General features: G+C 68.3%; 18 protein-coding genes. 10 read left to right on the top strand and 8 right to left on the bottom strand.

From position 1 onward, the window contains the following. Positions 1 to 82: 82 nt before the first annotated feature. A complete protein-coding gene (locus C8D93_RS17505; protein ID WP_170124087.1) occupies positions 83 to 721 on the top strand; it encodes a lysoplasmalogenase in 639 nt (212 codons plus the stop codon). Here C8D93_RS17505 and dacB read toward each other — a convergent pair. Together dacB and C8D93_RS17495 are read right to left on the bottom strand one after the other, a co-directional pair. Beyond that, entirely contained in the window at positions 715 to 2,199 is a 1,485-nt protein-coding gene (dacB, locus tag C8D93_RS17500; protein WP_110266521.1) for a D-alanyl-D-alanine carboxypeptidase/D-alanyl-D-alanine endopeptidase, read from the bottom strand. The genes C8D93_RS17505 and dacB overlap by 7 nt on opposite strands. Before the next feature lie 46 nt (positions 2,200 to 2,245). Beyond that, positions 2,246 to 2,740 (bottom strand): free L-methionine (R)-S-oxide reductase MsrC, encoded by a 495-nt coding sequence (locus C8D93_RS17495; RefSeq protein ID WP_110266520.1) that lies wholly within the window; start codon positions 2,738 to 2,740, stop codon positions 2,246 to 2,248. 179 nt (positions 2,741 to 2,919) lie between these two features. Between C8D93_RS17495 and C8D93_RS17490 the strand changes: the two genes are divergently transcribed. From C8D93_RS17490 to C8D93_RS17470, 5 genes are all read left to right on the top strand, one after another. Further along, complete coding sequence (locus tag C8D93_RS17490) at positions 2,920 to 4,974, top strand: M13 family metallopeptidase (RefSeq protein ID WP_110266519.1); 2,055 nt, start codon at positions 2,920 to 2,922, stop codon at positions 4,972 to 4,974. Between the two features lie 86 nt (positions 4,975 to 5,060). Then, positions 5,061 to 5,876, top strand: a complete 816-nt coding sequence (locus C8D93_RS17485) for a putative porin (protein WP_110266518.1) — start codon at positions 5,061 to 5,063, stop codon at positions 5,874 to 5,876. A gap of 458 nt (positions 5,877 to 6,334) precedes the next feature. Then, positions 6,335 to 8,476, top strand: coding sequence for an Ig-like domain-containing protein (locus C8D93_RS17480; protein ID WP_170124086.1), 2,142 nt, complete (start codon positions 6,335 to 6,337; stop codon positions 8,474 to 8,476). A 107-nt stretch (positions 8,477 to 8,583) separates the two neighbouring features. Next, positions 8,584 to 10,074, top strand: coding sequence for an OmpA family protein (locus C8D93_RS17475; RefSeq protein ID WP_245903966.1), 1,491 nt, complete (start codon positions 8,584 to 8,586; stop codon positions 10,072 to 10,074). Positions 10,075 to 10,214: 140 nt separating this feature from the next. Beyond that, positions 10,215 to 10,532 (top strand): DMT family transporter, encoded by a 318-nt coding sequence (locus C8D93_RS17470; protein WP_110266516.1) that lies wholly within the window; start codon positions 10,215 to 10,217, stop codon positions 10,530 to 10,532. Between the two features lie 19 nt (positions 10,533 to 10,551). On the opposite strand, the gene C8D93_RS17465 is transcribed toward C8D93_RS17470, so the two are convergent. The 3 genes from C8D93_RS17465 to C8D93_RS17455 all read right to left on the bottom strand — a co-directional run bounded on the left by C8D93_RS17465 (position 10,552) and on the right by C8D93_RS17455 (position 13,555). Beyond that, a complete protein-coding gene (locus C8D93_RS17465; protein WP_110266515.1) occupies positions 10,552 to 12,720 on the bottom strand; it encodes a beta-propeller domain-containing protein in 2,169 nt (722 codons plus the stop codon). A gap of 82 nt (positions 12,721 to 12,802) precedes the next feature. Beyond that, on the bottom strand, positions 12,803 to 13,171 hold the full coding sequence (locus tag C8D93_RS17460) for an MGMT family protein (protein ID WP_110266514.1): 369 nt from the start codon (positions 13,169 to 13,171) through the stop codon (positions 12,803 to 12,805). 24 nt (positions 13,172 to 13,195) lie between these two features. Beyond that, entirely contained in the window at positions 13,196 to 13,555 is a 360-nt protein-coding gene (locus tag C8D93_RS17455; protein WP_146216645.1) for a hypothetical protein, read from the bottom strand. Positions 13,556 to 13,726: 171 nt separating this feature from the next. Here C8D93_RS17455 and C8D93_RS17450 point away from each other — a divergent pair, with 171 nt between their 5' ends. Then, positions 13,727 to 14,365 (top strand): 1-acyl-sn-glycerol-3-phosphate acyltransferase, encoded by a 639-nt coding sequence (locus C8D93_RS17450; RefSeq protein ID WP_110266512.1) that lies wholly within the window; start codon positions 13,727 to 13,729, stop codon positions 14,363 to 14,365. 10 nt (positions 14,366 to 14,375) lie between these two features. On the opposite strand, the gene C8D93_RS17445 is transcribed toward C8D93_RS17450, so the two are convergent. Then, positions 14,376 to 15,269 (bottom strand): PhzF family protein, encoded by an 894-nt coding sequence (locus C8D93_RS17445; protein ID WP_110266548.1) that lies wholly within the window; start codon positions 15,267 to 15,269, stop codon positions 14,376 to 14,378. A gap of 156 nt (positions 15,270 to 15,425) precedes the next feature. Between C8D93_RS17445 and C8D93_RS17440 the strand changes: the two genes are divergently transcribed. Together C8D93_RS17440 and C8D93_RS17435 are read left to right on the top strand one after the other, a co-directional pair. Then, the gene (locus tag C8D93_RS17440) at positions 15,426 to 16,967 is read left to right on the top strand and encodes an AbgT family transporter (RefSeq protein ID WP_211307405.1); all 1,542 of its coding nucleotides are present in this window, start codon (positions 15,426 to 15,428) and stop codon (positions 16,965 to 16,967) included. An 11-nt stretch (positions 16,968 to 16,978) separates the two neighbouring features. After that, on the top strand, positions 16,979 to 17,380 hold the full coding sequence (locus C8D93_RS17435) for an MAPEG family protein (protein ID WP_110266510.1): 402 nt from the start codon (positions 16,979 to 16,981) through the stop codon (positions 17,378 to 17,380). 48 nt (positions 17,381 to 17,428) lie between these two features. On the opposite strand, the gene C8D93_RS17430 is transcribed toward C8D93_RS17435, so the two are convergent. Continuing rightward, positions 17,429 to 18,316: an Fpg/Nei family DNA glycosylase gene (locus tag C8D93_RS17430; protein WP_110266509.1), complete on the bottom strand. Its 888-nt coding sequence runs from the start codon at positions 18,314 to 18,316 to the stop codon at positions 17,429 to 17,431. Positions 18,317 to 18,364: 48 nt separating this feature from the next. Between C8D93_RS17430 and C8D93_RS17425 the strand changes: the two genes are divergently transcribed. Beyond that, complete coding sequence (locus tag C8D93_RS17425) at positions 18,365 to 19,660, top strand: hemolysin family protein (RefSeq protein WP_110266508.1); 1,296 nt, start codon at positions 18,365 to 18,367, stop codon at positions 19,658 to 19,660. Positions 19,661 to 19,819: 159 nt separating this feature from the next. On the opposite strand, the gene C8D93_RS17420 is transcribed toward C8D93_RS17425, so the two are convergent. Beyond that, on the bottom strand, positions 19,820 to 21,040 hold the full coding sequence (locus C8D93_RS17420; protein ID WP_146216644.1) for a hypothetical protein: 1,221 nt from the start codon (positions 21,038 to 21,040) through the stop codon (positions 19,820 to 19,822). Positions 21,041 to 21,296 lie beyond the last annotated feature (256 nt).

The following is a 21,296-nucleotide window of genomic DNA, read 5'->3' as shown; positions in this document are numbered from 1 at the left end:
CGAGGCGACGGGACCTGATTCAAGACCACCCCGCCGCACGCAACGTTCCATTACCCTACACCGCATTGTCCGAGGGACCTTCATGTTCAAGCTGATTGCGGCGCTGGCCGCTGCCAGTGCGCTCGCGGCGATCGTCGCCGACTGGCGCGAAACCAAGCCGCCGCTGTTCCTGGCGCTCAAGCCGCTGACCACGATCCTGATTGCCGGCATCGCCGCGCTGGCGCCGGAGTCGGACTATCGCCTGCTGATTCTCGGCGGGCTGGCGCTGTCGCTGGCCGGCGACGTCTGCCTCATGTTCGAGGGCGACGCGGCCTTCATCGGCGGCCTGTCGAGCTTTCTGCTCGCGCACCTGGTGTTCATGGCCGCCTTCCTGATCGGGCTGCCGGCCTGGCCGGTGCCGTGGTGGGTGCTCGGGTTCGTAGCCTACGGTGCGGTGTTCGCGGCGCTGCTGCTGCCGCGCGCCGGCAAGCTCAAGCTGCCGGTACTGCTCTACGGCCTGGTACTCGCCGGCATGGCCGTGACCGCCTCGGTGCGCTACAGCGCCCTGCAGTCGACGGGTGCGCTGCTGGCGCTGATCGGCGCCGGTCTGTTCCTGATCTCGGACAGTGCGCTGGGGACCCGCAAGTTCGTCGGCCGCTATGTCGGCGCGCAGGGCCTGATCCTGTCGACGTACTGGCTGTCGATCGGCCTGATCGCCGCCTCCACCCTCGACGCTCAGTAGCGGTCGAGCAGCTTCTCGACGTCCTTGCGGATCGCGGCGAGGGAGACGCTGACCGGAATCCCGCGCCGCGGCTGTCCGTTGACCAGGGCGACGAAGGCGATCCAGCCGCCGTCGCGCTTGCGCAGGTAACCGGCGGTGCCGAAGACGCTGTGCGGCTCGCTCAGCGTGCCGGTCTTGAGGGCGACGCGATCCTTCCATGCCGGCGACCCGGTCCGCAGGAACCGGCTCGGCGCCTGACGCGGCACCACCAGTCCGCCGTAAAACCACGGGAAGGTCTCGGTATCGCGGTACTGCTGACGCAGCACGGCCACGAGGTCGAGTGCGGACAGGCGGTTCTCCGGCGTCAGGCCGCTGCCGCTGAACATCAGCGGCCGGTCGTCCTCGCCCGCCGGGCCCGGATAGCCGGCGCTGCCGCGGGCGCGCACGACCAGATCGGCGAGCGGCCGCGACGCACTGGCCAGCGTGGTGACCGGTTCAGGCGTCCGCTCGGACGCCATTGCCAGCGTCAGCACGTCCGAGATGTAGTTGTTGGAGTAGCGCAGCAGCCGACCGACCTGCTCGCGCAGCGGCAGACCGTGCGCGACCGCGAGCGGCCGTGCGGCGCGCGGGATGGCGGCGGTGCTCACCCGTACCGGCCCGGCGACCTCGACGCCGAGTTCTCCCAGCATCTCGCGCAGCAGCAGGCCGGCGCCGAGCGCCGGATCGGCCATCGAGCGGTACAGGCGCACGCTGTCAGTGGCCGCGTGGACGCTGCCACCCATCACCAGCGCCTCGGTCTCGGGCCGGGTGATGCGGTCCAGCCACAGCCAGGTGCTGCTGCGCGTGCCGCGCGTCTGAATCGTTCCTTCCAGCGGAATCGGCACGTCGACCGCGGCGCAGCTCTGGATCTGCGCCGGCGTGCCGGGCGCGTCGGGCATGACATCGACGCACCAGGTGCCGTAGTCCACGCCGAAGGCCGACAGCGGCGCATCGTAGGCGGTGTGGCTGCGTGCGAGGGCATCGCAGCGGTCCTTGGTCTCGCAGCCGAGCAGGCCGAACGGCGCCGCCTGCACGACGAGGTCGCCGTCCACGTGGCCGACGCCGGCGCGCTTGATCTGCGCGGCCAGCAGCCACAAGGCCTGATGGTCCAGCGTGGCATCGCCCTCGCTGAAGACGATCAGGTCGCCGGACAGGCGGCCGTCGACCGGCGTCGCCATCGACAGCACCTTGGTCGCGAAGGTCTTGTCGCCGGGCCAGGTCTGCAGCGCGGCGGCGGCGAGCACCACCTTGCTCAGCGAAGCCGGCGACAGCCGCGTCTGGGCGTTCAGCGACTGCAGCGTCTTGCCGGTGTCCAGGTCGACGGCCACCGCGGTGACCCGTGCACCGCGCTGCGCCTGCAGCGTCTGCAGCGCATCCCAGGCCGCATGAACCGGTAGGCTCGCCAGCGCCAGAACCAGCGCCGGAACGATCGGCCAGCGCGAAGAATCCTTGTTCGTCATCCGCTAGGTGATACACCGACGCGCCGCAAAGTTCCAGCACCCGCCCTCAGTCCGCACGCAGCGATGCCACCCAGATATCGGCGAGCCGCTCGAGACCGTCGCGATCGACAGCGGTGAAGCGCCCGGGAGTCGGGCTGTCGAGATCGAGCACGCCCAGCACTTCGGCGCCGCGCAGCAGCGGCACGACGATCTCGGCGTTGGAGTCGGCGTCGCAGGCGATGTGGCCGTCGAAGGCATGGACGTCGGCGACGAGCTGGGTCGTGCGCGTCGCCGCGGCGGTGCCGCAGACCCCGCGCCCGAAGGCGATGCGCACGCAAGCCGGCTTGCCCTGGAACGGGCCGAGCACCAGCTCGCCGTCGCGTGCGAAATAGAAGCCGGCCCAGTTCAGGTCCGGGACGCGCTGCCAGATGAGCGCCGCGAGGTTGGCCGCGTTGGCCACCGCGTCGTGTTCGCCGGCAAGCAGGGCCTGCGCCTGCAGCGCCAGTTCGGCATAGAGGCCGGCCGCATCCGTCGCGGCCGCGGGCTCGAGTGAAATGCTCATGGGTCTCCCGGGCGGGGCGCGCAGTATACGCAGGCAATTGTGATGAAATGCTGTCTATAACAGTTAATACGTCTCATTGATCACATCTGGTGGTCCGACTTGAGGGAATTTCCGGGTGCGGGGGTGTGCCGCGGCGCTTAAGCTCCCATGCGTTTACCCACCGCATTCAGAGGCCATCCATGCGCGCATCCGCCATCGGCGTGATTTGCGCGGGCGTACTCGTCGCCTGCAGCAAGTCCGAACCGCCGCAACCCCCAGCGTCCGTCTCCGCCACCCCGACCGCCGCGCCCCTGAGCGCCGGGATCGATCGCGAACAGTTCGATCCGTCCGTGCGTCCGCAGGACGATTTCTACCGGCACGTCAACGGCATCTGGCTGAAGAACAACCCCGTTCCGTCCGACAAGAGCAACTACGGCAGCTTCACGCGGCTTGCCGACGAGGCCGAGGCGCAGCTGCGCACGATCATCGAGGAATCGGCGTCGAAGAAGGATCGCGCCCCGGGCTCGGACGAGCAGAAGGTCGGCGACTACTACGCCGCCTTCATGGACGAGGCCCGGGTCGAGAAGCTCGGCCTCGAACCGCTTGCCGGCGAACTCAAGCGCATCGACGGTCTCGAGGATCGCGCTGCGCTCGCCCGGCAGCTGGCGCATCTGACGCGGCTCGGCGTCTACCTGATGCCGATGTTCATCGATACCGATGCCAAGGACTCCTCGCAGTACGCGCTGTACCTGTTCCAGGGCGGCACCGGCCTGCCGGATCGCGACTACTACCTCGACGATAACGAGAAGTTCGCGGAGATCCGCGCGAAGTACCGCGCGCACATCGGCAACATGCTGCGACTCGCCAAGGTCGACGGCGCCGACGCCCTGGCGGCGGCGATTCTCGAACTCGAGACACGCTTCGCCAAGGCGCAGTGGACCAAGGTCGAGTCGCGCGATGCCGACAAGACCTACAACAAGCACAGCTTCGAGGCGCTCGGCGAGCTGATGCCGAACTTCGACTGGCCGGTCTTCATCGAGGCGACCGGCATCGGCCAGTCGCCGGGCGTGATCGTGATGCAGCCGAGCTTCTTCGAGACCTTCGACACGATCCTGCACAAGTCCGACCTGGCGACGATCCGCGCCTGGATGAAGTGGCGCCTGCTGTCGACCTTCGCGCCGCTGCTGTCCGGCGAGTTCGTCGACGAAAACTTTGCGTTCTACGGCACCACGCTCAACGGCATCGGCGAGCTCGAGCCGCGCTGGAAGCGCGGCGTCAAGGCGACCCAGGACGCGCTGGGCGAGATGCTCGGGCGCATCTACGTGGCCCGCCACTTCCCGCCTGCGGCGAAGGCGCGCATGGAAGATCTGGTCGGCAACCTGGTGAAGGCCTACGAAGCGAGCATCCGCGAACTCGACTGGATGAGCGACGAGACCAAGGAGAAGGCCCTGGTCAAGCTGTCCAAGTTCACGCCGAAGATCGGCTATCCCGACAAGTGGAAGGACTACTCGGCCCTGGTCGTCAAGGCCGACGATCTGGTCGGCAACGTCATGCGCTCGAACGCCGTCGAGATGGACCGCGAGGTCGCCAAGCTCGGCGGGCCGATCGACCGCGACGAGTGGCACATGACGCCGCAGACGGTGAACGCCTACTACAACCCGGGGATGAACGAGATCGTGTTCCCGGCCGCCATCCTGCAGCCGCCGTTCTTCGACATGAGTGCCGAGGACGCCGTGAACTACGGCGGCATCGGCGCGGTGATCGGCCACGAGATCGGCCACGGCTTCGACGATCAGGGGTCGAAGTACGACGGCGACGGTAACCTCAAGTCGTGGTGGACCGACGAGGACCGCGCGCGCTTCGAGGAGCGCACCAAGGCGCTGATCGCCCAGTACGACGCCTACGAGCCGCTGCCGGGCCACCACGTGAACGGCGCCTTCACGATCGGCGAGAACATCGGCGATCTGGGCGGCCTGTCGATCGCGCTCAAGGCCTACAAGATGGCGCACCCCGAGCCGCCGGTGCTCGACGGCTATACCGGCGAGCAGCGTGTGCTGCTCGGCTGGGCACAGATCTGGCGGCGCAACTACAAGGATGAAAATCTGCTGCAGCGCCTCAAGTCCGATCCGCATTCGCCGTCGGAATTCCGCGTCAACGGCATCGTCCGCAACATTCCGGAGTGGTACACCGCCTTCGAGGTAAAGGAGAGTGACCAGCTGTACCTTGCACCGGAACAGCGCGTGAAAATCTGGTGATGCCCGCTGTTGGTACATGACATCTGGGTGAAAACCACCACGACGGTGCGGTCTTCGGTAGACTGCACCGTCGTGGCGCGCACCAAATGGGGGAGCGCCACGACACCACAATAAAGCTGCTCACCAAGGAGATTTCCCAGATGAGAAAGACAGCGTTCGCGCTGGCACTGGCTGCTGCCGCCGGCTTCGGGACGGCCCAGGCGCAGGACTACCAGATGGAGCTCGAGGCCGGGTATTCGGACATTAATCCCGACCAAGGCTCCGGCGACTCCGCGCTCGATGTGAGCTTCACGTATTACTTGGATCGTGTGGCGACCAGCGGTCGCCCGCTTGCCGAAGCCGCCTTTCTACATCACGCGAGCAATGTATCCGTCGACTATCTCACTGTCGACGACGCGGATAGCGACAGAATCGGCGTGGAAGGCGAGTTCTGGTTTGAACAGCTCTATCTGCGTGGCGGCTATGCGACCGCAGATAACTCCGGCACCGATACCGACACGATCAGCGCGCGCATCGGCTGGATGCTGTCGCCGAACCTACGCATCGCCGGCGGTCTTGATCGCGTCGATGAAGATTCACCGGGCGCGGAGGAAAGCGACAACCTCGTCGTCGAGGCCAAGTATGTCACCAACCTCGGCGGCGGCACCGCGCTCAACCTCGAGGGCAGCGTGACGTTTCTCGACGATCCCGCCGACGACGAGGTGTTCGAGTTCGCTGCCGACTACTATCTCAACCCGGCGTTCAGCGTCGGCGCCGGGCTGTCGTTCGCTGATGAGAACGACAACTTCGAATTGCGCACGCGCTACTTCTTCACGCCGACGATTGCCGGCCAAGTCGAGTACTTCACGCAGAACGATGGTGACGACGACGCCTTCCGCCTGTCGGGGATCGTGCGCTTCTAACTTCGCGGCCATCGCCAAACCGGACGGGCGGGAGCGGTCCCGCCCGTTCTTCGTTTGCCACCGCCAGTACGAAAACTGTGTCGCGGGGAACGATCACGGCGCCGAGTGCGGCTTTTACCGCAATTTCTGAAGTTTTGTGTCAGAAACCAGCGCATGGTCGTCGGGCCTTGCCTGAGTCGCCGAGCACCATGCTGGTGCGGCCACGGACGGATGGCGGCCGCGGCCTCATGGCTTTTTGCCGTTCACGCAAAGCACTTTGCTTTGCAATGACTTAAGTGTAAGAATTCAACCGTCGGCTCATCGGTGAAGCCGTCGGCGGTCCAGGGAGTGGCGGTGTCGTCGTTGCGGAGCGGTGTCGCGGTCGATCCATGACTCCGGTGCATTCCTGATTCGCGCAAATGTGCTTCGCCGTGCCGGCATTTCACGTCCTGGGGCGCGCCCCCGAAAGAGAGCCACAGATGCGTATTGTCAGCTTGCGTTCCCTGCTGCCCGGTTCAGTCCTGGTGGCAGCCCTGTTTCTTGCGGCCTGCGGCGGCGACGGCTCGCTGCGCAGTCCCGATCTGCCGCCGCTGCGCCTGATCGGCATCGGCCAGCTCGCCTGCACCTACCCCGGCGGCGGCACCAGCATCGCCGTGGGCCAGACTGCCAACTGCGCCGTCGTCGGTGACTGCACCTTCGAGCGCGTCAACGAAGACGGCAGCACCTCGGCCATCGACGGCTTGTGCCCCGACGATCTGAGCTTCGAAAGCAGCAATCCTGATGTCGCACCGATCGACCCCGACACCGGCGTCGTCACCGGCACCTCGCCCGGCACGACCAACATCACCGCCGGCGGCGGGGGGGTCGAGTCGAGCCCGATCACCCTCACGGTCAACAATGCCTGCGCGGAGGAGATCGAGATCTCGCCGCTGACGGCGACGCTGATCTCGGGACAGACCACCGGCACCTCGCAGCTCTACAGCGCGATCGTGACCTTCAGCGACGACACGACGTTCGACGTCTCGACCAACGCCAACACCACCTGGACGAGCAGCAACGAGGCGGTGGTGACCTTCGCCGCCAATCAGGCGACCGCCGTGCCCGGACTTGCCACACAGGCCACGGCCACGGCCACCGCCACCTACAGCGGCAACATCTGCGGCGGGCCCGACCCGCTGGTCGCAACCGCGAGCATCACGGTCAACCCGGCGCAGATCTCGGGCGGCGCCGACGGCATCTGCATCGAGACGGTGCCGCCGGCCGCCGTGTTCACCGGTTGCCGCGCCGACACCGGCGCCTGCCTGACGCCGGACCAGCCGATCGAGCTGGCCGCCGGCGAAACCCGCCAGCTGCAGATCCGCGGCCGCTTCGACAACGGCGAGGAATGCAACATCACCTCCGATGCGACGCTGAGCATCGAAGCCGGCGGCGAGGGCGTCGCCTCGGTCGATGAGCTGGGCGAACTCAGCGGGATCGGCGCCGGCAGCACCGCGGTCAGCGCGACCCTGGATGACGTCACCGTCTCGCGTCCGGTCGAGGTCGTCGTCAACCAGGTGCTGGGCCAGAACAGCCTGCAGGTGTTCGCGAAGTCCGGTTTCCAGGACAGCGACGCGATCACGCTCGCCGAAGCGCAGAACCTCAAGTTCGCCTGCGTCGGCGCCAACGACCTGGTGCAGAGCGGCCTCGGCGACACCTCGCGCTCGCCGCGCGGCTTCCTGAGAGCCTACGCGTACGCCGCGCGCTGCGATTCGACCGCACTCGACGAGAACGGCGACTGCACCGCCGTGCCGGAACCCCCGGAAGGCGAGGCGCCGCCGCCGGCTTCGGCGGAAGCCTTCGCCGCGCAGGCGCTGACGCAGAACGTGAGCAATCTGCCGCCGAAGTCCACGGAACCGGGCGCCGACCCGCTCGACGACGGCATCCGCTGGGAGAGCGTCGCCGGCTACTGGGCGCTCAACCCCGCGAGCGGGCAGCTCGAATGCATCCAGGAGTCCTCCGAGCCTTCCGGCAACGTCGGCGACCTGTTCGTCGAAGGCGAGCGCGTCATTGCGCTCGATAATCTCGGCATGCCGGTCGAGCCGGAGCCCGATCCGGAAACCGGCGAGGTCGACCTCGGCGCACTGCAGGCCAACGGCGTGGTCTACTCCGATGCGCTCGTGCGCATCGGCTTCAACTGCGTGACCGCGACCTACGAGAATCCGGAAAATCCGGAAAACAGCGTCACCAACGGCATGACCGTGCTGGTGCTGCCGGTGACCAACGACATCCTGCTCGGCACCTCGAACGACGGCACCGCGCTGTGCGAAGCGCTGGCGCCGCTGTTCGGCAGCGAGCCGCTGCTTGGCCTGATCGAGGTGACCAATGTGCTCTCGGCCGTCACCTCTAGCCTGGCGCCCTTGCTCGAGGCCCTGGACCCGATCACCGGGGTCATCGACGTGCTGGTCACGACGCTGCTTGGCATCCTCGAGCCGATCACCGCGCCGCTAATCGGGTTGCTCGACGGCATCCTGATCGACCCGGTGCTCGAGCCGCTCGTGTGCTACCTCCTCAACGGCGTCGAGTCCCTGCTGGCTCTGCTCACCGGCAACGAGGCGGTGCCGCAGGACTGCAGCGCCGACTAGGCGCTGGCGGACCTGATGCCGGCGTTGTTCAAGGGAAACGTGCAAGGGAAATGACTCCGTGCGCCGCGGCTCGCCCCGAGCCGCGGCACCGAACAAGGGAAGATGCAATGAACTTCATGCGCTTGCTGTGCGTGGTTTCGATGGGGCTCGCACCGGTGGTGGCCGGTGCCCAGGGTGAAGCGGTCAGCAGCACCGCACCGGCGGCAGCGCCGGCGCAGCAGTACGAGTACGTCCAGCCGGTGATGGACAACCGCTGGTCGCTGTGGCCGCAGATCGGCGCGATCCTGTCCGACAAGAGCGATCTGGACTCCGGCATCGCTGGCGGTCTGAAGGCGACGCGTCCGCTGGGCAACCACATCACGCTCGAACTGGGCGGCGACTTTTCGGTGCTCGAAACCACCAACGCCGGCGACTACGAGCGCGCCTCGTTCCGCGCCGGCCTGCTGCTGTTCCCCGGCACGCCGTTTTACGCGCGCGCCTCGGACTTCCAGCCGTTCATCGGTGGCGGCGCGCACTTTTCCAGCATCGACTTTCTGGGTGAGAGCGTTGGTGCCTTCGGCCCCTACGCGACCCTCGGCTTCCTGCAGCGGCTCGGCAATCTGACGATGCTGTCGCTGGAAGGCCGCTACCAGATCGACAGCATCTCCGACGAGGGAGTCCTGCCGGACACCGACTACTACACCTGGCAGATCCTCGCCGGCCTGCGCATCGCCCTTGGCGAGCGTCCTTACGATCCGTCGCTCGACGCCGATCGTGACGGCGTGCCGGACGCCAAGGATCGCTGCCCGAACACGCCGCCCGGCGTGCAGGTCGACGCCTACGGTTGCCCGCTCGACTCTGACGGCGATGGCGTGCCCGACTATCTCGACCGCTGCCCCGGCACGCCGCCGGGTGCGATCGTCGGGCCGGACGGCTGCGAGATCGACAGCGATGGCGACGGCGTGCCCGATCGTCTCGACAAGTGCCCGAACACCCCGCCGGGCGTCCAGGTCGGCAACGACGGCTGCCCGCTCAGCGACAAGGACGGCGACGGTGTGCTCGATCACCTCGACAACTGCCCGGATTCACCGCCGGGCATCCCGGTCGGCCCGGATGGTTGCCCGTTGGACGCCGATGGTGACGGTATTCCCGACCACCTCGACGAGTGCCCGAACACGCCGCCGGGCGCCAAGGTGCTGCCGAACGGTTGCGCGCTCGAAGGCGACTGCCGCAAGCCGCGTCCGGGTGAGCAGGTCGATGCAAACGGCTGCGCGCTCGATCGCAACTTCATCCTGCGCGGGGTCAAGTTCGAGTTCGACTCGGATCGCCTGACGCCGGAGGCCAAGATGATCCTCAACGAGGTTGCCGAGACGCTGCAGGCCTACCCGAACCTCGACGTCGAGCTCGAGGGTCATACCGACGCTGTCGGCACCGACGCCTACAACCTCGGTCTGTCGGAGCGCCGCGCCAACTCGGTCAAGACCTACCTGACCGGACGCGGCGTCACCGCGCGGCGGATGACGCCGGTCGGCTACGGCGAGAGCCGTCCGATCGACACCAACGAGACCGATGCCGGTCGCGAAAACAACCGTCGCGTCGAGCTCAAGGTCGTCGAGTAGGATCGCGGTCCATGTGACCCAGCCCCGCCGGTGTTCCGGCGGGGCTTTTTTGTGGCACCTCGTAGCCGGCGACGGGACGACCCTTCGCAGCAGACCGAACCGGTGGGGACGACCCCATCACCGTCACAAGGAGTCCGGTGATGAGCTGGGTCTATCTGTTTCTCGCGGGTCTGTTCGAAATCGGCTGGGCGATCGGCCTCAAGCTCAGCGATGGCTTTACCCGGCCGTGGGCGACGGCCTTCACCGTCGCCTCACTGGTCACCAGCATGGGCCTGCTTGGCCTGGCGCTACGCGCACTGCCGCTGGGTACCGCCTACGCGATCTGGACCGGCATCGGCGCGGTGGGCATCGCGATCGTCGGCATGATCTGGTTCGGCGACGGCGTCAGCCTTGCGCGCATCGTCTGCATCGGCCTGATCGTGACCGGCATCGTCGGCCTGAAGCTGGCGCCGGCGTGATGCGCGCAAACACCGCCGATTAGGGCAGTACCCGACTGGCGTAGACCGCGCTCGGCTGCCCGGCGTCGCTCGCGATCACGCCGGCACGCGAGATCGTATACAGCGTGCGGCCGAGTGCGTCTTCGAGGAACACGCTGCGCAGCGGGTCGGCCTGGCCCCCGTACCAGTACTCGCAGGCACTGCCACCGTCCGGTGCCGGCGTACCGTCGTCGGACGGTGGCGGCTGGCAATCGCTCGGCGCGGCGACCAGCGCGCTGTGGTCGACGCGACCGAGCTCGCTCAGCGGCGTGCCGGTTGCAGGATCGACGCGCACGACCAGAAAGCCGTTGAAGCTGTCTTCCCAGCGCTCGCCGTAGGTCTGTAGCGGAATCGACAGGGTGCCCGGCACCGGCGCATCCGCCACGTCCGGGAAGTAGGTGAAGGCGTGCGGATCGTATTCGGCGACGCTGTAGCTGCCGCTGGTATCGAAACTGTCCGGCGTCAGCACGGCGACCTGTCGGATGTCGCTTAGATCGGCGACGTCGAACAGCTGCACCGCGACCTTGCCGGTGAGCTGTTCGTCGGTGCCGTCGCGGCCGATCGTCAGCAGATAGTCGTCGCCCAGGGGCATCAGATAGCTGGAGAAGCCGGGGATCTTCAGTTCGTCGGCGACGCGCGGCGCGGCAGGCTCCGACAGATCAAGCGCGAACAGGGGATCGACCTGTTCGAAGGTGACGACGAAACCGCGCGGACCAATGAAGCGAGTCCCCTGGATCGTCTCGCCCGGCGCAAGGTCGCGGATCTCGCCGGTCTTCGTCATCGTGCCCGCGGCCTCGGCGTCAAGCACCGTGACGTGGTTGTACGGGACGCCGCGCTGGCTCGGCTCGTCGAAGCGGAATTCCGTGCTCGCCACGCGCAGATAGCCGTCGAACTCGGAGAGCTGGTAGCTGTTGTTCACGCTGCCGTCGAGCTTGCCGATCGCCTCGTAGGCCGCGGCGCCGTTTTGCGGCAGGGCCAGCCGGTAGATCGCGGTCTCTTCGGTCTGGTTGGGCGCGAAGAACCAGCCCCAGCTCGACTGCACCATGTACAGATTATTTGCCGATGCGTAGACGGTGAAGGCGTTGTTGATGACGGCCGACGCGGCACCGTCGCTGCCGTCGATATCGAAGCTGTCGACGATCATCAGGCCGAGCGCCGTCGTGACATCCGGATGCGCGATCGCGTCGCAGGCAAGGACTTCGCCCGGTCCGCTGCCGCTGTGCAAACGCGGCAGGAAGGTCTCGGCACCCGCCGCGCGCACCCGGTTGCCAACGTTGGCCCGCACTTCCGACCTGATCCGCGCCACCGCCGTCTCGTCGCTGCGCGACTGCGCGTCGTAGTAGTCATCACGCAAGCGCGCGAGTTCGCTGTCGTCATAGAACCACGATGGCGCCATGACGTCGTAGCGGCTGACGCGATGGACGCGCTCGCCGATGCGCCGTGCAACCAGGGGAAACCCATCGACACCGAGTCGTTCGAGCACGGCCGGGTTCTGCGGATCGGCCGTGTCGATGATCAGTGCGAGCGACTCCCCGTAGCTGCGGACGCCGTCGAAGCGATAGCTGCTGCCGAGGACGACCGCACGATCAGCGGTGTCGTCCAGGAACAGCTCGCTTGCATAGAACGCGCCGTCGTCGATCGCCGCAAAGTCGAGCGTTGCGATCGCCGCGTCGGCAAGATCCTGCGGCGGGTAGGCATCGACGATGCTGAGCCTGTTGTCGGCGAGGATGTACAGATTGCCGGCCGCGTCGGATTTGACGATGTCGGCTTCGTCGACGCCCTGTTCCTGGGTATTGGTGCCGGACCCGCGATCCGGGTCACCCGCGCCTTCGCCGTCAAACGAAGGTGCGCCCGGTGCCGCGGTCGCCGCCGGGGTCGGCATCGGCGTGGGCTGCGCAAGCGGTGGCGGGCCCTCGGCGGCGGAGACCGGGCAGGGGGCGCCGACCAGCGTCGCGCAGTAGACCGGAGTCAGGAACTGCTCGGTCAGCGCGTCGGCCGCGTAGTCGAGGAAATCGCTGCAGTCGGACCGGAAAGTCTTGAGCGCAAGCCGCTCGACCGGCGTGCGCCGCGACTGCGGGTCCGGAGCGGGCGCGGGATCGCCGTTACCTCCGCCGCACGAGACCAGCAGCAGACCCGACAACAGCAGGCAGACGCAACGTTGAGCACCCATGGCGCTTCCCTCCACAAGAACGCGCGGCCCAGCATAGCGCTACGCGGTAGTGCTGCCATCAGGCGCCGTCCGACAGCCACGCTCAGTCGACGACCGGTGCCTCGCTGCGTGGCCGCCAGCGGAACCGGCTGAGGTCGACGCGGCCCTTCTCGAAACTCACGCCCTCCGCCTCGAGCCGGCGCTGCTGTTCGCGGTGGCCACGGGAGTTGGCCGGGATGGCAATGCGCCCCTGGGCGTTGATGACGCGGAACCACGGGATCTCGCGCCCGTCCGGCACGTGCCGCAGCGCCTGTGCCGTCAGGCGCGGCCGCCGCACGTAGCCGGCAACCTCGGCGATCTGACCGTAGGTGGCGACACGCCCGTGCGGGATGCGCTCGATGGTGGTCCAGATGCGCTCGAAGGCGATCTCGGTCGCGGTCCTCGGCCCTGCGGGGAGCGGCTTCTTCGGCATGCCCTCAGCATGCCGCAAGCCGGCTCAGGCCGCGACCGGCAGACGCGAAGGCAGGCCCTCGCGCCGCGCCTGCCAGGTCACGCGCCAGCCGTCGGCCTCCATGCGATCGAGCCAGCTCGACGTCAGCGCCTCGGCGTAGGCGCGGCCGAACTGCGAGCGGGCGCGGCGCTGGTCGATCCAGATCATCCAGGCATCGTCCGCGCCTTCGCACAGACGCAGCAGGAACTCCCCGGATTCGGTCTCGCTGAGCAGCAGGCCGCGCAGGCGGGCACCGCCGTGCGGCCGGCTCAGCAGGACGCTGGCGAGCAGGGTTTCGTGGGTCTCGACCCCTTGCGCGAGCTGCGCGTGGGATCCCATGGCCGGAAGACAGGTCGTGACGTTCATGATCAGGATGTCGGCCGCGCAACGGGGGTTCTGAGACGGTCGTTGTCGACGCCTGATGTAGGAAATCGACGCATCGGCTGTAGGCCGAGCGCCCGGGGCGGACGATGGTGGACAATGGCGCCCCGCAGCCGGACGGCCGGCCTGCGGAACCGGGGACGACAAGGGAACGATATGACGCCTGTTCTGGGGCCGCAGGTACCGCGACGCGGCAATGCCTTCTCGCGCTGGCTGGGGCGCAGCCTGCTGCGCCTGATCGGCTGGGGCTTCGAGGGAACGCTGCCGGACGTCCCGAAGATGGTGATCATCGGCGTGCCGCACACCTCGAACGTCGACGGTGTGCTCGCCATGATCGGCTTGACCGCCCTGGGCATCCGCGCGGGCACGATGATCAAGGACTCGGCGTTTCGCGGTCCGCTCGGAATCGCGCTGCGCTGGTTCGGCGCCTTGCCGGTGAACCGGCGCAGCCCCAAGGGTGTCGTCGAGCAGACGGTCGAGGTCTTCGAGCGCGAGCGGCAGTTCGTGCTGCTGATCGCGCCGGAGGGGACGCGCTCGGCGGCGCCGGAATGGAAGCGCGGCTTCCACCACGTCGCCCGCAGTGCCGGCGTGCCGGTGGTCCCGGTCGCCGCCAACTACCGGCGCCGCCGCCTGATCTTCGGCGCGCCGGTGCAGCCGGGCGACTACGACGCCGACCTGCGTGCGCTGCTCGGCTTCTACGCCGAGCACGGCTGGCCGCGTCATCCCGCGCGGCTGTCGCGACCGGTCGCCGAGGCGCTGGGCCTTGCGTGGCGTCCGCGCGCCGACGACGACTGACCGTTCGCGATCAGACCGTCAGCGTGCCCTCGGCGACACGCACCGCGAAACCGCCGACGCGCACGGCCGTGACCGCCGAACCGGCGCGCTCGGCGGAGATGTGCAGCTGGCTCGGACGCCCCATCTCGATGCCCTGGTGGATGACCCAGTGCAGGCGGCCCTCGACCACCGGCGAATCGCTGGCCAGCGCGCCGGCCAGTGCAGCGGCGGCGGCGCCCGTGGCCGGGTCCTCGGCGATGCCCATCGCCGGCGCGAACATGCGTGCGCGCAACTCGCCCTCGTAGCCGCGTGTATAGACGTACAGTTCCTCCGCCCAGCGGCCGGCCAGCGAGCGTCGCCAGGCGACGAGGTCGAGGTCGACGCCGGCCAGCAGCTCCGGCGTGCGCACCGGCACGAGCACGAACGGCACCCCGCAGGACACCGCACGCACCCGTTCGTTCTCGCTGACCAGATCGGCCGGATCGAGACCCAGGATCGCCGCGATCTCGTCGTCCGGTGGCGGTTCGCCGAACTCCGGCAGCTGCGCGGCGGTGAGCTCGGCATAGACCGCGCGGTCGGGCGCGCTGCGGACGCGCACCGGCACCGGCCCGACGCCTTCCTCGATGACGAAGGTCACGTCCTCGCCCGGCGGCGCGCTGCCGATCATCGACAACAGGCAGGCAGCGCCGACGGTGGGATGTCCCGCGAACGGCAGCTCCTTGGCCGGCGTGAAGATGCGCGCATGCACCAGTCCGTTGTCGGCGCGCGGCGAACGCAGGAACACGGTTTCCGAAAGGTTGAACTCGCGCGCGATGGTCTGCATCTGCGCGTCGCCGAGTTCGTCGGCATTGAGCACCACGGCCAGCGGGTTGCCGGCATAGGGCTGCTCGGTGAAGACGTCGAGGATGCTGTAGGCGAATTGCATGGGCGGCCAGTGGCGCGGGGCGGGGTCGCGATTGTCCCGCGACGCGTCCGCCGCCGCAAAGCGCCAGGGCAACCCGATCGGCGACATTGAGGGGTTTTTCGGGCGCCTTGGCGGCAAATGCCGGCTAGACTCCGGAAAACCCGACCGGACCGCCCCGTGACCGAAGACGCCCTGACCCCGCCGTCGCGCATTGAGCGCGCGCTCGCCGCCGTGGAGCGCATCGGCAACCGGTTGCCGGATCCGGCGGTGCTGTTCATCGCGCTGCTGATCATCGTCTGGGTGCTGTCGTGGCTGCTGTCGGGCCTCAGCTTCGACGTCATCGATCCGCGCACGAACGCTCCGCTGCAGGTCAAGAACCTGCTGTCCGGCACCGAGCTGACGGCGTTCCTCGCGGCGATGGTCAAGACCTTCGTGACTTTCCACCCGGTCGGCGTCGTGCTGGTGGCGATGCTCGGCATCGGCGTGGCCGAGCACACCGGCTTCATCAATGCCGGCCTGCGCGCAATGCTGACGGTCACGGCGCGCTGGCTACTGACGCCGATGGTGATCGTCGTCGGCATCGTCAGCCACACGGCCGTGGATGCCGGCTACGTGCTGGTGATTCCGCTCGGCGGCGTGATCTTCTACGCCGCCGGCCGTCATCCGCTGGCCGGCATCGCCGCGGCCTTCGCCGGCGTGTCCGGCGGCTTTTCGGCGAGCTTCGTGCCGTCGTCGATCGATCCGATGCTGCAGGGCATCTCGCAGGCCGGTGCCCAGATCCTCGACCCGGCGGTCGCGCTCAATCCGCTGAACAACTACTTTTTCACGACCGCCTCGTCGCTGGTGATCGTCGGGCTCGGCTGGCTGATCACCGACCGCATCGTCGAGCCGCGCCTGCGCGGCACCGAACTCGACGGCGATCTGGCGGACCTGCCGAAGATGCAGCCGCTCGAGTCGCGCGAGCGTCGCGCCCTCAATGCCGCGCTGATCGCGATGGGCCTGGGCATCCTTGCACTGGCGCTCACCGCGATGCCGTCCGGCTCGGCCTGGCGCGCACCGTCCGGGGCGCTGACCGACGGCGCCGCACCGCTGATGCAGTCGATCGTGCCGCTGATCTTCCTGATCTTCCTGATTCCCGGGGTCGTCTACGGCGCCGTGGCCGGCACCGTGAAGAGCTCGCGCGACATCATCCAGGGCATGGCCAAGGCGATGAGCGGCATGGGCTACTACCTGGTCATCATGTTCTTCATCGCCCAGTTCATCGCCGCCTTCGGCGCATCGAACCTCGGCGTGCTGCTGGCCCTGGAGGGCGCCGGCCTGCTGCAGGCGCTGGCGCTGCCGTCGGCCATCACCGTCGTCGGCATCGTGCTGCTGACGGCGTTCATCAACCTGTTCGTCGGTTCGGCGTCGGCGAAGTGGGCGCTGCTCGCGCCGATCTTCGTCCCCATGCTGATGCAGCTCGGCATCTCGCCGGACCTCACCCAGGCGGCCTACCGCGTCGGCGATTCGAGCACCAACATCATCACGCCGCTGATGCCGTACTTCCCGCTGGTGGTCGTGTTCTGCCAGCGCTACGTGAAGACCACCGGCATCGGTACGGTCACGGCGATGATGCTGCCGTTCTCGTTGAGCTTTCTCGCGGTGTGGTCGGTGTTCCTGCTGCTGTACTGGGCGACCGGCCTGCCGCTCGGCCTGCAGGCCGCCTACAGCTATCCCTGACGGAGCATCCCGTGCCCGAGTTCCTGCTGCCCTACGGCGCGGTCGTGGCCGCGTTCGGTGCCACCGGCGTCCTGATCCTGGTGCAGATGCTGGTCGCCGACATCGCCGGTGTCCGCGCGCGTCACGTGCCGGGCGCGCCGGTGCCGACGGACCACGGCCTGTTCCTATTCCGCGCCGTGCGCGCGCATGCCAACACCAACGAGAGTGTCGCCGCGTTCGTGCTGCTGGCGCTGTTCGGCATCTTCAACGGCGCCGACGCGCAGTGGCTCGGCATTCTCGCCTGGACGTACGTGGGCGGGCGTGTCGCGCACATGCTGTGCTACTACGCCGACCAGCGGCTGCTGCGCAGCCTGGCCTTCGCGATCGCGCTGCTCGCGCTGCTGGCCATGGCCGTGGTCGGCGCGCTCGGCTGAGTCCCGGTCGGCCCCGCCGTCGCGGCGAGCGCCGGGGCGCCGCCCGTTTCACTTCTCCAGCTCTTCCAGCGTCTTCGGCCAGTTGTCGTGCAGCAGCCGCGACAGCGCGCGGTCGGCCAGCAGTCGGCCACCGGTCTGGCAACGCGCGCAGTAGTTGGCCTCGTTGGCGGCGTAGACGATGCGCTGCACCGGCGCGGCGCAGACCGGGCAGGGCAGCCTGTAGCGTCCATGCACGGCCATCTCCGGCCGGAACGCGGTGACCTTCGCTGGCCAGTCGTCGCCGGCTTCGGCGCGCAGCCGTTCGATCCATTCTCGCAGCACCGTTTGCGTCGCCTCGTAGAGGCGCCGGGCCTCGCCGGGGTCGAGTTCGCCGGCGCGCTTGAACGGCGACAGCCGTGCACGATGCAGGATCTCGTCGGAATACGCGTTGCCGATGCCCGCGAACTCGGCCGGATCGGTCAGTGCCCGCTTGAGCGTGTGCCGGCTCGCCCGCAGACGCGCCATGAACGCCTGCGCACTGGCGTCCAGCGGCTCCAGGCCGCCGCGCTCGAACGCGGCTAGGGCGTCATCGCCGGCAACCAGATGCAGGGCGGCGTGGCGCTTGCTGCCGGATTCGGTCAGCAGCAGGGTGCCGTCGTCGAAGTCGAAGGCGGCCAAGCCGCTGCCCTTGGGCAGGGGCGCACCGGCCTTCTTCCAGTGCAGGCGACCGAGAATCATCAGGTGAATCACCGCACAGACGCCGCCGTCGAAGCGCAGCACCAGGCGCTTGCCGATGCGCGCCGTGCCGAGCAGGCGGCGTCCGGCCAGCTCCGCCGGCGGCGGCGAGACCGAGCGCAGGACAAAGGGATTGCCGATACGCAGACCGCGCATCGACGCGCCGAGCGCCTTGCGTTCGACGCAGTCGAGATAGACGCTCAGATCCGGTAGCTCGGGCATGACGGTTGCGCATCCGGTGGGGTTTCCGGCTCCCGCATACTAGCGTCCATGATCTTCAATCTTTCCGTCGTGGCGCTGTTGATCGTCCTCAACGGCGTGCTGGCGATGTCCGAGCTGGCAGTGGTCTCGGCCCGGACGGCGCGCCTGCAGGCGATGCAGCGGCGCGGCGTGCGCGGCGCCCGCACGGCGCTGGAGCTGCGCGCGCACCCCGGCCGCTTCCTGAGCACCGTGCAGGTCGGCATCACCCTGGTCGGTGTGTTCGCCGGCGCGTTCAGCGGCGCCACGCTGGCGGAGCCGCTCTCCCGGGTCTTCGTCGAACTCGGCTGGCGCGAGCGCTTCGCCGACGATCTGGCGCTTGCCGTGGTCGTCGCCGGCGTCACCTACCTGTCCTTGATCGTCGGCGAACTGGTGCCCAAGCAGATCGCGCTGCGCAGTCCCGAACGCGTCGCTGCACTCGTCGCGCGGCCGATGCTGTGGCTGGCACGGCTGGCGCGGCCGCTGGTCTGGCTGCTCGAGGTGTCGAGCGGCGTGGTGCTCCGGCTCATGCCCAAGCGCGACGGCGATGCGCGCGTTACTGACGAGGAGATCCATGCCCTGGTCGCCGAGGCCGCGTCCTCGGGTGTCGTCGAACCCGAGGAGCGCACGATGATCGCCGCGGTCATGCGCCTGGCCGACCGCAGCGTGCGTGCGCTGATGACCCCGCGCAAGGCGCTGGAGTGGGTCGACCTCGACGATCCCCTCGAGGTCCAGCTGGCGACCTTGCGGCAGAGCCGGCACACCAAGCTGGTGGTCGCGCGCGGCGACATCGATCATTTCGTCGGCGTCATCTCGTCCAAGCGCATCGTCGACGCGCTGATCGACGGCGCCGACCGCATCGTGCCGGCGGTCCACGTCGAGGATGCACTGGTGGTGCCCGAGACGATCGACGCGCTCGACATGATTCCCAAGCTCAAGCGTTCGTCGCTGCGTGCTGCAATCGTCGTCGACGAGTTCGGCAGCCTGCAGGGGTTGGTCACCGTCACCGACGTGCTCGCGGCGATCGCCGGCGAATTCCTCGAAGACGGCGCTCCCGGCCCGGGCATCCTCGCGCGCGACGACGGTTCGTGGCTGGTCGACGGCGAACTCGACGTGCGCGAGCTTGCCGACACCCTGCACGTGCCGCTGCCGGACGAACACGATTACGAGACGGCCGCCGGCCTGGTGCTCGCCCTGCTCGGCCATCTGCCGAGGATCGGCGAAACCGTGGAACTCGATGACTGGCTGTTCGAGGTCATCGATCTCGACGGCCGGCGCGTCGACAAACTGCTGCTGACGCGCCGCGCCGCCGAAGACCCGCCGCGCTAGGAGCCGGACGGCAGGAACCGCTTAGGCGAGGCAAAGCCATTTCGAGACAGGTTTCGCGTTGATTCGACGCCGATAGCAGGGGCTATTGGCCGAGAGGCAGCGCGGAAGATGGCCGCAATGGCGAAGTCGCAGCCGCGCGCGTTTCTGCCGCCCAGGCTCCTAGCCCTCGACCGCGCGCAGCCCCGACGGCAGTTGCGGCGAGGCCAGCAGTTCGGCGAACACCCGCCAGCGTGCGGTGGCCTCGCTGCCCGCAAGGCGTGCGACGTGGTCCGCGACCAACGCCTCGCCGAGTGCATAGTTGACGATATAGGCGCCGTAGGCGTCGAAGAAGCGCACCCGCTGCTCGGCGCGCGCGGGCGTCGCCAGCGCATAGCGCTGCAGGAAGGCACGGGTCTGCGCGGCATCGGCACGACCGTCGAGATACCGGCGCGCGGCCTCGATGGTCGCCAGCCCGGTGACGCGCGCGGCCTCGCTGATCTCGACATACCGGCGTGCCTCCGTCGGATCGAAGCCGGCGAGCGGGAACAGCACCTCCTCGACGAAGCGGACGCGCTGATCCAGCGGAAATGCCAGCGCGATCGCGTAGTCGGCGCTGCCCTCGGCGATCAGCGACTGCGGCGAGTACAGCGGATAGATGCTGTATTCGATCCAGCCACGCTCCCGGACGAGCGCCCGCTCGAGCAGGGCGTTGTAGACGTGATGGCCGGGATAGCCCTCGTGCACGGCCAGTTCGATCGCGCGCGTCACCGTCAGCGGCAGTTCGGTGTTGATCTCGATCCGCGAGTGATAGCGGCCTTGGTACCAGTTGTACGCGCTCCACGGCTTGTCGGTGAGCAGCGCCAGTTCGAAACGTTCGTCCTCCGGCAGCGCGATGCGCGTCGCCGTGCGTCGCCGTGCCTCGGCGATCGCCGCCCGCATCACCGCCTCGATGCGCTGCGGCGCGATGGCGAAGCGCTCGGAGTAGGCGTTGTAGCGCTCGGCGATCGGCGCGTCGCCCGGCAAGGCCCGGTCGATCGGCGCGAGCAGCGCCGCGAGGGCCTGCTCGTCGACCGCGGGTGGCACAACGTCGTAGAGCATTCGCGCCTCTTCGTCGAAGGCGAACGTCTCTCCCTGCAGCTTGCGCCCGAATCCCCCCAGCGCCTGCAACTGGCGCGACAGGTAGCGCTGACGCAGCGCCGACAGCCGGTCTGCGTCGACCGGCAAGGCGTCGACCCGGGCCTGCAACGCGCCCGCGCGCCGGACGATCTCGTCCAGCGGCCAGCCCTCTGCGCGTACCTGCTCGCGCCACTCCTCCGGCCCGTAGTAGGCATCGACGTAGTGCGTGTCGTGCTCGCCGACGGCCAGCACCAGGCGCACATACTGCTCGGCGATCGCGTTCATGGCCGGCTCCGGTGTCGTTTCGCGTGCGAACGGCATGCAGCCCGACAGTACGAGGGCGAGCACGAGCGACCACGTCCGCCGTGCGATTCCACGCGGACTATGGGTCGTGGCCCCGGTGATGCCCGTCCGTACCGCCGGCATCGGCTGCCGGCATCGTGCTGGATTCATCGTTCGACTCAGTTGATGGATGTCGCCGAAATATTCTGCTTTTCTGTCGCCGGCCGCCGTCGTTCAATGACGCTACCCTTATGAGCCC

This window comes from Sinimarinibacterium flocculans (assembly GCF_003201205.1).
GTDB classification, from domain to species: Bacteria; Pseudomonadota; Gammaproteobacteria; order Nevskiales; family Nevskiaceae; genus Solimonas; species Solimonas flocculans.
Note: the sequence above shows the minus strand (reverse complement) of the source record. Positions and strands in the feature narration are given on the sequence as shown.

What these genes read in the sequence shown, in the direction of transcription:
- C8D93_RS17505 (WP_170124087.1), top strand. Translation starts at nt 83, where the DNA reads ATGTTCAAGCTGATTGCGGCGCTGGCCGCTGCCAGTGCGCTCGCGGCG.
- dacB (WP_110266521.1), bottom strand. Translation starts at nt 2,199, where the DNA reads ATGACGAACAAGGATTCTTCGCGCTGGCCGATCGTTCCGGCGCTGGTT.
- C8D93_RS17495 (WP_110266520.1), bottom strand. Translation starts at nt 2,740, where the DNA reads ATGAGCATTTCACTCGAGCCCGCGGCCGCGACGGATGCGGCCGGCCTC.
- C8D93_RS17490 (WP_110266519.1), top strand. Translation starts at nt 2,920, where the DNA reads ATGCGCGCATCCGCCATCGGCGTGATTTGCGCGGGCGTACTCGTCGCC.
- C8D93_RS17485 (WP_110266518.1), top strand. Translation starts at nt 5,061, where the DNA reads ATGGGGGAGCGCCACGACACCACAATAAAGCTGCTCACCAAGGAGATT.
- C8D93_RS17480 (WP_170124086.1), top strand. Translation starts at nt 6,335, where the DNA reads ATGCGTATTGTCAGCTTGCGTTCCCTGCTGCCCGGTTCAGTCCTGGTG.
- C8D93_RS17475 (WP_245903966.1), top strand. Translation starts at nt 8,584, where the DNA reads ATGAACTTCATGCGCTTGCTGTGCGTGGTTTCGATGGGGCTCGCACCG.
- C8D93_RS17470 (WP_110266516.1), top strand. Translation starts at nt 10,215, where the DNA reads ATGAGCTGGGTCTATCTGTTTCTCGCGGGTCTGTTCGAAATCGGCTGG.
- C8D93_RS17465 (WP_110266515.1), bottom strand. Translation starts at nt 12,720, where the DNA reads ATGGGTGCTCAACGTTGCGTCTGCCTGCTGTTGTCGGGTCTGCTGCTG.
- C8D93_RS17460 (WP_110266514.1), bottom strand. Translation starts at nt 13,171, where the DNA reads ATGCCGAAGAAGCCGCTCCCCGCAGGGCCGAGGACCGCGACCGAGATC.
- C8D93_RS17455 (WP_146216645.1), bottom strand. Translation starts at nt 13,555, where the DNA reads ATGAACGTCACGACCTGTCTTCCGGCCATGGGATCCCACGCGCAGCTC.
- C8D93_RS17450 (WP_110266512.1), top strand. Translation starts at nt 13,727, where the DNA reads ATGACGCCTGTTCTGGGGCCGCAGGTACCGCGACGCGGCAATGCCTTC.
- C8D93_RS17445 (WP_110266548.1), bottom strand. Translation starts at nt 15,269, where the DNA reads ATGCAATTCGCCTACAGCATCCTCGACGTCTTCACCGAGCAGCCCTAT.
- C8D93_RS17430 (WP_110266509.1), bottom strand. Translation starts at nt 18,316, where the DNA reads ATGCCCGAGCTACCGGATCTGAGCGTCTATCTCGACTGCGTCGAACGC.
- C8D93_RS17425 (WP_110266508.1), top strand. Translation starts at nt 18,365, where the DNA reads ATGATCTTCAATCTTTCCGTCGTGGCGCTGTTGATCGTCCTCAACGGC.
- C8D93_RS17420 (WP_146216644.1), bottom strand. Translation starts at nt 21,040, where the DNA reads ATGAACGCGATCGCCGAGCAGTATGTGCGCCTGGTGCTGGCCGTCGGC.